Source organism: Bartonella queenslandensis, assembly GCF_018155095.1.
Taxonomy (GTDB): Bacteria; Pseudomonadota; Alphaproteobacteria; order Rhizobiales; family Rhizobiaceae; genus Bartonella; species Bartonella queenslandensis_B.
Genome location: NZ_NAAI01000010.1, coordinates 20109 through 32769, shown reverse-complemented (window position 1 = coordinate 32769; position 12661 = coordinate 20109). Strand labels below are relative to the sequence as shown.

12 protein-coding genes are annotated in these 12661 nt (G+C 37.7%); 7 read left to right on the top strand and 5 right to left on the bottom strand.

Annotated features, from left to right (window positions below):
* The first annotated feature begins 12 nt into the window (after window positions 1-12).
* From rseP to lpxB, 7 genes are all read left to right on the top strand, one after another.
* Window positions 13-1161, top strand: a complete 1149-nt coding sequence (rseP, locus tag B5V81_RS07045; RefSeq protein WP_212112840.1) for an RIP metalloprotease RseP — start codon at window positions 13-15, stop codon at window positions 1159-1161.
* Between the two features lie 206 nt (window positions 1162-1367).
* Window positions 1368-3764 carry an outer membrane protein assembly factor BamA gene (gene bamA / locus B5V81_RS07040; protein WP_212112839.1) on the top strand — a complete coding sequence of 799 codons (2397 nt, stop codon included), beginning with the start codon at window positions 1368-1370 and terminating at the stop codon, window positions 3762-3764.
* Window positions 3765-3831: 67 nt separating this feature from the next.
* Window positions 3832-4878: a UDP-3-O-(3-hydroxymyristoyl)glucosamine N-acyltransferase gene (gene lpxD, locus B5V81_RS07035; protein WP_212112859.1), complete on the top strand. Its 1047-nt coding sequence runs from the start codon at window positions 3832-3834 to the stop codon at window positions 4876-4878.
* A 1-nt stretch (window position 4879) separates the two neighbouring features.
* The gene (gene fabZ, locus B5V81_RS07030) at window positions 4880-5347 is read left to right on the top strand and encodes a 3-hydroxyacyl-ACP dehydratase FabZ (RefSeq protein WP_212112838.1); all 468 of its coding nucleotides are present in this window, start codon (window positions 4880-4882) and stop codon (window positions 5345-5347) included.
* 24 nt (window positions 5348-5371) lie between these two features.
* The gene (gene lpxA / locus B5V81_RS07025) at window positions 5372-6196 is read left to right on the top strand and encodes an acyl-ACP--UDP-N-acetylglucosamine O-acyltransferase (RefSeq protein ID WP_212112837.1); all 825 of its coding nucleotides are present in this window, start codon (window positions 5372-5374) and stop codon (window positions 6194-6196) included.
* 2 nt (window positions 6197-6198) lie between these two features.
* Window positions 6199-7071, top strand: coding sequence for an LpxI family protein (locus B5V81_RS07020; RefSeq protein WP_212112836.1), 873 nt, complete (start codon window positions 6199-6201; stop codon window positions 7069-7071).
* Window positions 7064-8260: a lipid-A-disaccharide synthase gene (gene lpxB / locus B5V81_RS07015; protein WP_212112835.1), complete on the top strand. Its 1197-nt coding sequence runs from the start codon at window positions 7064-7066 to the stop codon at window positions 8258-8260. The genes B5V81_RS07020 and lpxB overlap by 8 nt, the downstream gene beginning before the upstream one ends.
* Window positions 8261-8280: 20 nt before the next feature.
* Here the strand turns inward: lpxB and B5V81_RS07010 are convergent, their stop codons facing one another.
* The 5 genes from B5V81_RS07010 to B5V81_RS06990 all read right to left on the bottom strand — a co-directional run bounded on the left by B5V81_RS07010 (window position 8281) and on the right by B5V81_RS06990 (window position 12647).
* Window positions 8281-9054: an amino acid ABC transporter ATP-binding protein gene (locus B5V81_RS07010; protein WP_244979431.1), complete on the bottom strand. Its 774-nt coding sequence runs from the start codon at window positions 9052-9054 to the stop codon at window positions 8281-8283.
* 80 nt (window positions 9055-9134) lie between these two features.
* Window positions 9135-9842: an ABC transporter permease gene (locus B5V81_RS07005; RefSeq protein ID WP_212112834.1), complete on the bottom strand. Its 708-nt coding sequence runs from the start codon at window positions 9840-9842 to the stop codon at window positions 9135-9137.
* Window positions 9839-10561 carry an ABC transporter permease gene (locus tag B5V81_RS07000; protein ID WP_212112833.1) on the bottom strand — a complete coding sequence of 241 codons (723 nt, stop codon included), beginning with the start codon at window positions 10559-10561 and terminating at the stop codon, window positions 9839-9841. Before B5V81_RS07000 ends, B5V81_RS07005 begins: the two co-directional genes overlap by 4 nt.
* A gap of 78 nt (window positions 10562-10639) precedes the next feature.
* Window positions 10640-11392, bottom strand: a complete 753-nt coding sequence (locus tag B5V81_RS06995; protein WP_212112832.1) for a transporter substrate-binding domain-containing protein — start codon at window positions 11390-11392, stop codon at window positions 10640-10642.
* Between the two features lie 502 nt (window positions 11393-11894).
* The gene (locus B5V81_RS06990) at window positions 11895-12647 is read right to left on the bottom strand and encodes a transporter substrate-binding domain-containing protein (protein WP_212112831.1); all 753 of its coding nucleotides are present in this window, start codon (window positions 12645-12647) and stop codon (window positions 11895-11897) included.
* Window positions 12648-12661 lie beyond the last annotated feature (14 nt).

Here is a 12661-nt window from a genome sequence, read left to right as displayed (position 1 = left end):
GGAGAAGATATTTTGGGACTTTTAAATCATATGGTCACGATGGGTGATTTTCTTTTAAGAAGTTTGAGTATTCTTTTCATCATTATGCTTATCATTTTTGTGCACGAACTTGGGCATTATCTCATTGGGCGGTGGTGTGGTATTAAGGCGTTAGTTTTTTCACTTGGATTTGGACCACAAATAGCCAGTTACACAGATAAACATGGCACGAAATGGCGTTTAGCACTTATTCCCCTAGGAGGTTATGTAAAGTTTGTTGGAGATGAGGAAAAAAACGATAAGCTATTATCCCCATCATCTCCGATTGTTGATGGTTCATTTGCCAGTGCGCATGCTTGGAAAAAAGCAGCAACTGTTTTTGCTGGTCCTTTTTTCAATGCTCTTTTTACTGTTGTTATTTTAACGTTTTTTTTCTTTATTTATGGTCGTGTCGTCATTGAACCCGTTGTTGGTTCCTTGGTAAAAGATAGCCCTGCTATTCAGTCCGGTTTGGAAGTAGGAGACCGTTTTGTTGAAATGGATGGTCGACGGGTTGAAAGTTTTGAAGATTTGATGAATTACGTAGCTTTTCACGGAAAAGAACCGATAGAGTTTAAAATAGAACGAATGGGGCACATGTTTACAACGGTCATTACCCCGAAAGTCGTTGAGCGAGATGATGGGTTTGGGAATCGAACACAAAGTGCTATGATCGGTGTAGGTGTGCCTGTTGATTCAAATAATCCTGCACATTTAGATCCAACTTATATAAAAAATATTCACTATGGTTTTGTAACAGCTATAAGAGAAGCATTAAACCGTACTGCGTTTATTACCACTCAAACTGTTCTTTTTATGAGTCGTTTAATCGGAGGAAAAGAAGACCGTTGTCGGCTAAGTGGACCTTCTAAAACCGTTAAGATTGCTTGGAAAGTGAGCGAGTCAGGTTTTATTTCTTTGTTGAATCTAGCTGCTTTTCTCTCAATAAGCATTGGTTTTATTAACCTTTTTCCGATTCTACCGCTTGATGGGGGGCATCTTTTATTTCATGTCATTGAGGTCATTACTGGGAGAAAAATATCCACTAAAATTCAGGGAGTCTTTTTTCGTTTAGGTTTCTCCCTTCTTCTTCTTTTCATGATTTTTGTCTTCTTTAATGATTATTTTTGTTGGTTTAGCTAATTAAATTATGGAAAACGCTTTGTAAATTGGGTAATAATAGCAAAAATAAATTGAGGGTTGTTTACCATGTCTGCAAAATAGTGTGGCATTGTGCATTATAAAATGAGTAATTAAGGGATGATAAAGTCTCGCTGTAAAAAGATTGCCATGGCAGTTAGCTTTTTAAGGCATCATGTCCAAGGAATAAGAGTAAGGTAAAAAAGTCAATGACTACGAATTCAAAGTTTTTAAATGCGGCATCTGTGTTGGTGTTAAAGATGGGGATGATTGCCCCAGCGACGGTTTTTATGTCAATTGCTGCGGTTGGAGAAATACAAGCATCTGTAGTCCGTTCTATTGAGGTTCGTGGGAATAAATTTGTAAGTTCTCAGGCGATTCGAGACAATATGGGTATTAAGGCTGGACAAGGGATCTCCAGCGGCGATGTTGATCATGCTGTGAAGAATCTTTTCGAATTAGGTTTATTTTATGATGTTAAAATAAATCAAGTGGGTGATAAATTGGTCGTATTCGTAAAAGAATATGAGGTTGTCAATCAAATATTATTTCAGGGAAATAAATCTTTTAAAGATCCAGATCTTAAACGATTTATTTCTTTAAAACCAAATGAGCCTTTTAATTCTGCTAAGCTTTCTGCTGATATCAATACAATTCGTGAAGCTTATAAAACTCTTGGTCGTAATAATATCACTGTTAACGTTCAAACGATTAACCTTGGAAAAGGGCGTGTTAATGTGGTGTTTAATGTTGTTGAAGGACAAAAAACAAAGATTGGTGATATCACTTTTAAGGGAAATAGTGTCTTTGCAAGTCGTCGGTTGCGTGATGTGATTTCAACAAAATCTTCAGGAATTTTTTCGAAGTTGTTGGGAGGCGATGTTTACAGTGAAGAACGCCTCGCTGCTGATGAAGAAGCTTTACGTCGCTTTTATTATAATCGTGGTTATGCAGATTTTCGTGTCGTCTCTTCTAAAGCAACTTTTGATGCAGCAAGCAATAAGTATAGAATTTCTTTCATTCTTGATGAGGGTGTGCGCTATAAAATTAGTGATATTCAGGTTGAAAGTGATGTTGATGGAATTGATGTTCAATCTGTAAAAGGGATGCTTAAAACACAGCCAGGTAATGTTTATAGTGCAGAAGATATTGAACAGTCTGTTGCAATTATTAATAATAAGGTTGCTGATTCGGGATATGCTTTTGCTAAAGTTGAACCACGGGGAAACCGTAATTTGGCAAATCATACAATTTCAATTTCATATAATATTGAACAAGGTACACGTGCTTATATTCAGCGTATTGATATACGTGGCAATGAGAAAACGCGTGATTACGTCATTCGTCGTGAGATTGATTTAAACGAAGGGGATGCCTACAATCAAACTTTATTACAGCGGGCGAAGCGCCGTTTAGAAAGTTTAGGTTTCTTCAAAGCGGTTAATATTTCGATGGTTCCTACCGAGCAATCTGACCAAGTTGTTCTGGTGATAGATGTCGTTGAAGCTTCAACAGGAGATCTCTCTCTTTCTGGAGGATATACAACGGGAGGAACAAGCCCTGGTATGTCACTTGAAGTCTCTGTTACTGAGCGTAATCTTGGGGGACGTGGTCAGTACGTTCGTTTAGGGTTAGGAGCAGGGCAAGAAAAATCCCGTAATTATAATTTATCATTTGTTGATCCTTATTTCTTAGGGTACCGTTTATCAGCTGGCGTTGATGTTTTTCGTAGCACTTATCGTGCTGATAAAGCCTATGATGTACGACAGACAGGGGGATCGCTACGGTTTTCGTTACCTATTAATAATCAATTATCTGCGAATGTTGCTTATTCTTATGTACAGGAAGAATATGATTTTGGTGGAGAGTATGATTTCGACAAAGAGAGTGATATAATAGAATTATATGGGAAATATTCTGGTGCAATTGTTCAAGCAGCTAAGCATAGCCCTTGGAAGCGTTCATCAATTAGTTATGGTTTTACCTATAATACGATTGATGATATGAGAAACCCCCATGATGGATGGTATGTGAATTTTCTTCAGGAATATGCAGGACTTGGTGGGAGTGCGAAGTTTTTGAAGACCACGGGTAAAGCGATGATGTATAAGACTCTTTCTGATCAAAGGGACATTGTTGGTTTACTTTCCTTTGGCGGTGGGTATATCCACGAAGTAGGCAAAGAAGGTGTTCGTATTTTCGATATGTTTAAGGCGAATACTGATATGATCCGAGGGTTCAAATACAATGGGATAGGTCCACGTCAGGTTTCCAGCAAAGGTGAAGTTTATTTCTTAGGGGGAACGACATATATGAATGCGACTGCTGAAGTACAGTTTCCTATTCCTGTTGTGCCTGAAGGATTCGGATTGCGCGGTGCTTTATTTGCGGATGTTGCTACGCTCTATGGCAATAATTATAAAGCCGCCTTTAAGGGTGAACCGCCTGTTACCAATACCAAAAGTGCTTGGCGCTCATCTGCAGGTGTGAGTTTGATGTGGGATTCTCCGTTTGGTCCTTTGCGTTTTGATTATGCTTGGCCAATAACAAAGCAGGAGGGAGATCGTTTGCAGCAATTGAATTTTGGTATTTCTACGAAATTCTGATTTGAGTGGTTTTTAAAGAAGGAAAAACTTGAAGAGAAAAGCTCAAGCTGGGAGAGAAAGTGTTTTGATGGCGGATACATTTTTTTTTACGCCGTCCCGGCGATTGACAGTTGCAAATGTTGCTGAGTTGACGGGTGCAAAGCTTCTTAATCCAGAGTTTTCTCATAAAGTTATCAATGCTCTTTCTTCACTTGAGAGTGCTGTGGAAGGTTCTCTTGTTTTTGTGGAGCATCGGAAGTTTTCTGATGCTCTACAGAATAGTTCTGCTATTGCTGTTTTTTGCACGAATGATATTGTTTTTAAAGTTCCTGACACGATGGCAATTTTGGTGACATCCACACCGCAGCGTGATTTTGCTCAGGTTGGTCGTATTTTGTTTCCTGATTCCGTCAAGCCAATGCCTTGGTTAGGGCAGAAGGGGATTTCATCGCACGCGCATATTCATCCAACGGCTAAGTTTGCCAATGATGTATGTATTGAAGCGGGAGCTGTTATCGGTAGAAATGTTGAAATTGGTGCCGGAACTCTTATTTCATCCACAGCTGTTATCGGTGAAAATTGCCGTATTGGACGTGACTGCTATATTGCTCCTCAAGTAACTGTTCAGTGTTCTTTAATAGGTGATAGGGTTCAGATTTATCCTGGTGTTTGCATTGGGCAAGATGGTTTTGGTTATGTTGGAGGAGAAGCTGGAATCGAGAAAATTCCACAACTTGGTCGCGTTATTATTGAGGATGGTGTAGAAATTGGTGCGAACACCACGATTGATCGAGGAACATTTCAGGATACTGTTATTGGAGAAGGAAGCAAGATTGATAATCTTGTACAAATTGCCCACAATGTAAAAATTGGTCGTTATTGCCTTATTGCCGCTCAATGTGGAATTGCTGGAAGTACATCTATAGGGGATATGTCTCAGCTTGGAGGGGGAGTTGGAGTAGCAGATCATATCGTAATAGGTAAATGTGTTCAGATTGCTGCTCGTAGTGGTGTTATGAATGACATTCCGGATGGTGAAAAATGGGGAGGAAGTCCAGCACGACCATTTAAACAATGGTTTCGTGAAGTAGCGACGTTACGCAGTATGGGAAAAGTTAAAAAGGAGAGAAGCTGATATGATCAGCACTGAAGGAATTAAAGATTTAGAGGCTGTTGATATTGAAAAATTGCTATCAATATTACCGCACCGTTATCCATTTTTGTTGATCGATCGTATCGTTAATATTGATGGAGAACAAGAAGCAATTGGTATTAAAAATATAACGATTAACGAACCACATTTTACGGGACATTTTCCTGCAAAACCAGTTATGCCTGGCGTTTTGATTTTAGAGGCTATGGCACAAACGGCAGGAGCAATAGCCCTTTTAAATTTAGGCAATAAGCAAACAAATTTAGTTTACCTTATGACGGTTGATAATGCCAAATTTCGTAAGCCGGTTATGCCTGGTGATCAGCTTAAAATTCATGTTCGGCTTTTGAAAAAACGATCTGGTATGAGGCGTTTTTCGTGTGTTGCAAAAGTAGAAGATGTCCGCGTCGCTGAAGCAGAAATTGCTGCGATGATTGTTGAAGAAGAATAAACGATATTTAATGGGAATTTTAAAATGTCCGGTACGAAAATCCATCCAACTGCTCTTGTGGAGAAGGGAGCGCAGCTTGGTGAGAATGTACGCGTTGGACCATTTTGCCATATTAGTTCAGAGGCTGTTATTGGTGATGAATGTAGTTTGACAAGTCATGTTGTAATAATGGGAAAGACAACGTTAGGAGCCAAGAGTAAAGTATTTTCTCATGCAGTCTTAGGGGCTGATCCGCAAAATAATAAACATAAAGGGGGGAGGACGACTCTCTCTATTGGTAAGAATTGTACGATTCGTGAAGGCGTAACAATGCATAGAGGATCGGATTCAAGTGAGGGAATGACCGTTGTTGGTGATAATTGCCAATTTTTTTGTTATGCGCATGTCGCTCATGATTGTCATGTAGGCAATCATGTAACCTTTGCTAATAATGCAATGATTGCCGGTCATGTTACGATTGGTGATTATGTGATTATCGGTGGTGGTGCTGCTGTTCACCAATTTGTTCGTGTTGGGCATCACGCATTTATCGGTGGTGTATCTGCACTGGTAGGTGATTTGATTCCTTATGGAACAGCTGTTGGTGTGCAGGCAAAACTTGCCGGACTCAATATTATTGGTATGAAGCGTGCAGGGCTTGAGCGTCAGGATATTCACGCACTCCGTCATGCGGTTGTCATGCTTTTTGATCATAGAAAACCATTTAAAGAGCGTGTCAATGATGTTGCTTATTGCTATCCTTCTTCTCGTTCTGTTGCTGACGTTGTTCGTTTTATTAAAGAAGAAGGAAAACGTTTTTATTGTACACCAAAATTTGAGGGTGATAGAATAACAGAACATAAGGATTAAAAATGCCGGTTTGGGGAGCCAGAAATTTTCTTACAGGCCGTACTGCTATTATAGCAGGAAGTGGTGTTCTGCCGATCACTGTTGCGCAGGCTCTTGAGAAGAGTGGCGAGAATCCTTTTCTTGTGCTTTTGCAGGGTGAGGCAGATTCTGTTCTTTATCGCTATGAACATTGCGAGCTATCAATTGTAGAGTTAGCGCGACTCGTTAAAGTTTTAAAAGAGGCTGGAGTTTATAATGTTGTTTTGGCAGGTGGTGTGAAAAAACGACCACTTCTTACACAATTGCGACTGGACTGGACGACATTTTTAGCTCTTCCCAAGTTGATCGGAGCTTTGAGAAAGGGGGACGATGCATTATTAAAAGCTTTTATACGGGTTATTGAGGCGCATGGTTTTTGTGTTATTGGTGCTCACGAAATAGTCCCAGATCTTTTAGCACCCGTAGGATTTAATTTAACAGTACGGCGTGCTACACAGAAAGAGAAGAAAGATATTTTTTTAGCAGCACGAGCAGCAAAGCTTTTAGGTCAATTGGATATCGGGCAAGCCGTTGTCGTTGTTCAAGGAAGGGTGGTCGCTCTGGAGGGCGCTGAGGGAACTGATAATATGTTGTGGCGTGTTTGTGAAATGCGAGAAAGAGGGCAAATCCCCCCTAAAGGTGGTGTTCTTGTTAAATGTGCAAAACCACAACAGGATAATCGCGTTGATTTGCCATCAATTGGGCCCACAACAATAATGAATATTGCAAAGAGTGGTTTATCCGGTATTGCAGTGGAGGCAAATAGAAGTCTAATATTATCGGTAAAAACAACAATAGAAAAAGCCAATAAACATTCTCTATTTATAGAAACATTTGAAAAGGTTGGTCATGAGTGATCGTCTTTTAAAGATTGCTGTAGTTGCGGGTGAGGAATCTGGTGATTTTCTTGGGGCGGATTTAATTTCTTGTTTATCACAACAAGTAGAATGCAATATTCATTTGATCGGGGTTGGGGGGAGGCATTTAAAGGCTTTAGGTTTAAAAAGTTTTTTTGATTCTCATGATATTGCTTTAATAGGTTTAAAGGAGGTATTGAAAAAATTACCGTTGTTGTTGCTCCATATTCGCAATTTATCCAAATTTATCGCACAAGAACAACCTGATTGTTTAATTATTATTGATAGTCCTGATTTTACGCATCGTGTTGCAAAAAAGGTACGCGCTCTAGCGCCTTCTATTCCGATTGTTAAATATATTGCACCAACCGTTTGGGCATGGAGGCCAGAGCGTGCAAAAGCTATGCGGGAATTTGTTGATCATGTTTTAGCAGTTTTTCCTTTTGAAGAAAAGGTTATGCAGGATTTAGGAGGTCCTGCTACCACCTATGTTGGACATCGCCTTTTGACATATCCGCCCCTTTTGAGAGTTCAGTCAGAAAAAAAATGCCAAGCAGAACAAAGACATTTGTGTGATCAACAGACATCATCACCTACATTGGTTATTTTGCCAGGATCACGCAATTCAGAGCTTCGCTCTTTAATGCCTATTTTTCGAGAAACAGTAGAGCTTCTTGTACAGAGAATCCCTCATTTACAGATTATTTTACCAACTTTACCCCATTTGGTGGATAAAGTCCGTGATTTTGTGCAGGGCTGGAAAAGCAAAGTAGAAATTGTTGTTGGTGAAGATGAAAAATGGCGTGCTTTTGCACAAGCAGATGTCGCTCTTGCTGCCCATGGAACGGTTTCGCTTGAATTAGCCTTAGCAAAAATTCCTATGACTCTTTGCTATAAGCTTGATCGTTTTGCTAAATTATTTATTTTTCCTAAAATAATGTTATGGAGCGCTGCTCTTCCAAATATTATTGCTGATAAGCCTATTGTTCCAGAATATTTGGATGAATTTATACGTCCTGGCATGTTAGCAAGACAGATAGAACAACTTTTATCTAATCCTTTATTGCGTCAGGCTCAACTCGATGCTTTTGAGATGGTAGAACAGAAAATGAAAACAGAAGTCCCATCGGGGATTGTCGGCGCGCAAAGAATTATCACTCTTTTAAAAAGTAGGGGCAAAATTGTATAAATAAAGCAATATTTTGATGACTAATGTTTAATTTTAGCAAGAAAATCGCGGGCACGCTGACTTTCAGGGTTGGTGAAAAATTTTTCAGAATTTGTATCTTCAACAATTTTTCCATTTTCTAAAAAGAGTATTCTTTCTGAGACTTTTCTTGCGAATCCCATTTCATGGGTAACGCAAAGCATTGTAATCCCTGTATTGGCCAATTGAGCCATCACTTCCAAAACTTCTCCTACACTTTCCGGATCAAGGGCAGAGGTTGGTTCATCAAAAAGCATGACTTCAGGTTCCATACAAAGTGCACGGGCAATCGCAACACGCTGTTGTTGTCCACCAGAAAGTTGTAAAGGATATTTTTCACAGTGTTTTTCAATACCGACATGCGTTAAGTAACGAATTGCCCGTTCTTTTGCTTGTTGTTTGGAAAGTCCTTGAACTGACATAGGGGCTAAAATACAATTTTGTATAACGCTCATGTGGGGAAATAAATTAAAGTTCTGAAAAACCATTCCTATCTTTCGCAGGACATTTTTTTGCTGTTGTATAGGAGCGGTATGGATATCAACGTTATGAATATAGATTGAACCTTTTTCTGCTTGTTCTAATTGGTTAATACAACGAATTAACGTTGATTTTCCTGATCCGGATGGCCCACAAATAACGATATGTTCACCAGCTTGAACATCAAAATTGATATCGTGTAAGACCTGAAAATTTCCATACCATTTATTAAGGTTTCGAATAGAGATCACAGAATTTTTACTAGGGGAGATCGATAGATTATTTTCTAAATTCATCTTGTTTTATTCTTTCATTGATGAATAAGCTGATTAATTGAACATTTTGGTTTGGTAAAGTTTTTTATGATCATTTTATTTTATCGTAAATATCGTGTGAGGTGATGTTCGATAAAAACAATAAAACGATGAATGAGTTCAACAATAAAAAGATAGATAAGAGCGGCCCAAACGTAAACTTGAAAATCGAATGTACGTGAATAAGTAAGTTTGGCAATCCCCATTAAATCATAAACAGTAACAAGTGAGGCAATGGCACTTGATTTAATCATTAAAATCAGCTCATTTCCTAGGGGACGTAATGCAACAATCATTGCTTGTGGAAGAATAACTCTAAAAAATGTAACAGAATGACTCAGCCCTAAAGCTTTTGATGCTTCCCGTTGCCCAGTTGTTACGGATAGAAAACTTCCTTTAAAGATTTCAGATTGATAAGCAGAAGAATTGAGTGTGAAAATAAAAAGACAACAATACCACGCGTTTTGAAAAAACCACCATAGACCAATCTGTTGCCAAAAATTATTCATTGAACCAAGCCCATAATAAAAAAGAAAGAGTTGGGCTAATAAAGGAGAACCACGAAAAAAATAGACATAAGCATTTGCAAAATATTGTAAAAATATATTCGTTGATAAACGTGCAAAAGCAATAAGCATACCAAGGAAAAAACCAAGAGAACAAGAGATAGTGACAAGTTCAATCGTAACAATAAAACCATCAATAAATTTAGGTCCATAACGGTTTAAAAGATCAGGATTTAAAATGAAATAAAGCCACTCAGGAATCATTGACTTGTTACCTTTTTATAGCCTCTTTGAGTGTATGTTTCCAAATGGCGTAAGATTACAGAAAAAAATGCTGAAAATAATAAATAGAGTAAACATGCGACAAGGTAAAATAGCATGGGTTTATTGGTCGCAGCGACAGCTAAATTCGTTTGTCGCATAAGATCAACAAGCGCGATGGTTGAAACGAGGGATGTATCTTTCAGTAAAGTAAGCCAATTATTGGAAAGTCCTGGCAGGGCATTTCGGATGAGCTGAGGAAAGACAATACGAAAGAATGTGGTTGACCGTGAAAGGCCTAAAGCTTTGGCGGCCTCATATTGCCCTTTATCAAAAATGTTGAAGGCTCCAAGCCAAACTTCACAAGAAAAAGCGGCAAAAACCATACTCAATGCAAGAACACCAGCAACGAAAGCATTGATACTGAACATGACTTCAAGATTAAAATAGTCAAAGATATTTTGAATGAGGCTTTGTAACCCGTAGTACACTAAAAACAAGGTTAAAAGTTCTGGTAGCCCACGAAACACCGTTGAAAAGAGACGCGCCATAGCTTTAGCCATCTTAATATTGGATCGAATCATCACAGCATTTAGAAGCCCTAGAGGGAGTCCTAAAAGTCCACAACATAACGCCAACGACAATGTCATTCCTGCACTAGAAAGTATAACCATTCCCCATCCACCATTGCTAAATGATAGCAATGCTAAATTTTCAATCATCCTCGTGTTCCTCATGAAAGGGTTAGATAATGTTTTTAGAAATAAACAGTGGGCTTCATTTAAATATTACAGTGATATTTAATAAACATCGCTTGCAAAATATCTTTTCATAATTTTCTCATAAGTTCCATCCAAACGGATCTCTTTTAGAGCTTCATTGAACTTATTTTTAAGATCATTATTGTTTTGACGGATGGCAATTGCAACAGGAAATTTTGTTTCTTCCAGAGTTCCTAAGAGGAGACAGCAATCTCTTCCTTCATTTTTAAGCCAGTTTAATGCTTGTAATTTATCCACAATAATCAAATCAAGTCGATGATTTAAAAGGTCACGATTCACTTCTATCGTGGAAGGGTAGAGCTTGATCTTGATCCCTTTAGAGGCATAATGATCTTCTGCATAAGCAGCTTGTGTTGTATTTGATTGCACACCAAGATTTCTACCTCTAAAGCTTTGTGTCGAGATTTCCTTAATTCCCGAATCTTTGGTAACAATGACAGCCAGTGCTGTATCGTAATAAGGATCTGTGAAGTCAATTTTTTGTAAACGCTCTTGTGTATGAGAGAGGGAAGCTACAATCGCATCATATTTTTTTGCAATAAGTCCGGGGATCATTCCCTCGAAATCTTGCGTGACAATGGTGCATTCAACATTCATTTTTTTACAAAGTGCATTAGATATATCAATATCAAATCCTTGTAGTTGGTTATTTGAGTCAATATAACTAAAGGGAGGATAAGTGCCTTCACTCGCGATTTTTAATGTTTTCGCATCAGCCAATTGGGTGAATAGCACGGCACTTATTATAAGAGCTCCTGCGAGTAGTTTCATGATATTCTCCTATTGGATAAGCGGGCAAATATGAAATCGTCACATTTTTATAATCTGTAAGCTTTTTTTGAGCAATGCAAAAATTTATCGGTATTTATTTTAGATTATTATGTTGGACATTATGATCAAAAAATCACCTTTTTTATTGATTTAAAGAATTTTATTGATTTAAGAAGAATAAATATTTTATGGCTGTATGAGCTTAATTTTCATGAAATGATGTGGGGTTATATTATTTCACGAGTAAAAACTGAGGTCTTTTCTTTAAAAATTAAGGCTATTCATTTTGAATATAAAAAAAATTGAGATAAGATAAAAATACAACCCCATTGTTTTCATTAGATTTCATAAACATTTAATTATTGAGAAACAATTAAAAATTAGTTTTTTGATAAATATAAATTTTTCTTATGAAAACGCTGAATCTCCAACAATTTTTTCCTGTTCAAAAAAAATTAAAAGATATTTTTGGAAAAGGTGCAGTTTTAATTGATGGTAATATTTAATTGATATCGAATGTAAAATATTTTCTCATGATTTTATTATAGGTTCCATCAGCGCGGATCTCTTCTATTGCTTTATTAAAACTGTTTTTAAGATCATGATTATTTTGACGAATCGCAATTGCAATAGGAAATTTTGTGTCTTCTAATGTTCCTAGAAGCTTACAACAATCTTTTCCTTCATTTTCAAGCCAATTTAATGCCTTTAATTTATCAAAGATGATGATATCAAGCCGATGGTTTAAAAGATCACGATTCACTTCTATTGTTGTAGGATAAAGTTTGATATTCACCCCTTCAGGGGCATAATGATCTTCTGCATATGCAGCTTGTGTTGTATTTGATTGTACACCAAGGTTTTTACCTCTAAAGGCTTGTGTCGAGATTTCTTTAATTTCCGAATTTTTGGTAACGATGACAGCCAGTGCTGTATTGTAATAAGGATCGGTAAAATCAATTTTTTGTAAGCGTTCTTTTGTAGGAGAAAGGGAAGAAACAATAGCATCATATTTCTTGGCTAGAAGGCCGGGAATCATTCCCTCGAAGTCTTGCGTGACAATGGTACACTCAATATTCATTTTTTTACAAAGTGCATAAGATATATCAATATCAAACCCTTGAAGTTCGTTATTTGAGTCGATATAACTAAACGGGGGGTAGGAAGCATCACTTGCTATTTTCAACGTTTGAGAATTAGCTGATAAGGTAAACAATGTTGCACTTATTATAAGAGCTCTTGCTAATAACTTCATAATGTTCTCCTATT

Bases quoted from the DNA above. Each gene is read 5' to 3' on its own strand.
- B5V81_RS07000 (WP_212112833.1), bottom strand. From the start codon at position 10,561: ATGATTGAAAATTTAGCATTGCTATCATTTAGCAATGGTGGATGGGGA.
- B5V81_RS06995 (WP_212112832.1), bottom strand. From the start codon at position 11,392: ATGAAACTACTCGCAGGAGCTCTTATAATAAGTGCCGTGCTATTCACC.
- B5V81_RS07020 (WP_212112836.1), top strand. From the start codon at position 6,199: ATGCCGGTTTGGGGAGCCAGAAATTTTCTTACAGGCCGTACTGCTATT.
- bamA (WP_212112839.1), top strand. From the start codon at position 1,368: ATGACTACGAATTCAAAGTTTTTAAATGCGGCATCTGTGTTGGTGTTA.
- B5V81_RS07010 (WP_244979431.1), bottom strand. From the start codon at position 9,054: ATGAATTTAGAAAATAATCTATCGATCTCCCCTAGTAAAAATTCTGTG.
- B5V81_RS06990 (WP_212112831.1), bottom strand. From the start codon at position 12,647: ATGAAGTTATTAGCAAGAGCTCTTATAATAAGTGCAACATTGTTTACC.
- B5V81_RS07005 (WP_212112834.1), bottom strand. From the start codon at position 9,842: ATGATTCCTGAGTGGCTTTATTTCATTTTAAATCCTGATCTTTTAAAC.
- lpxA (WP_212112837.1), top strand. From the start codon at position 5,372: ATGTCCGGTACGAAAATCCATCCAACTGCTCTTGTGGAGAAGGGAGCG.
- fabZ (WP_212112838.1), top strand. From the start codon at position 4,880: ATGATCAGCACTGAAGGAATTAAAGATTTAGAGGCTGTTGATATTGAA.
- lpxB (WP_212112835.1), top strand. From the start codon at position 7,064: ATGAGTGATCGTCTTTTAAAGATTGCTGTAGTTGCGGGTGAGGAATCT.
- lpxD (WP_212112859.1), top strand. From the start codon at position 3,832: ATGGCGGATACATTTTTTTTTACGCCGTCCCGGCGATTGACAGTTGCA.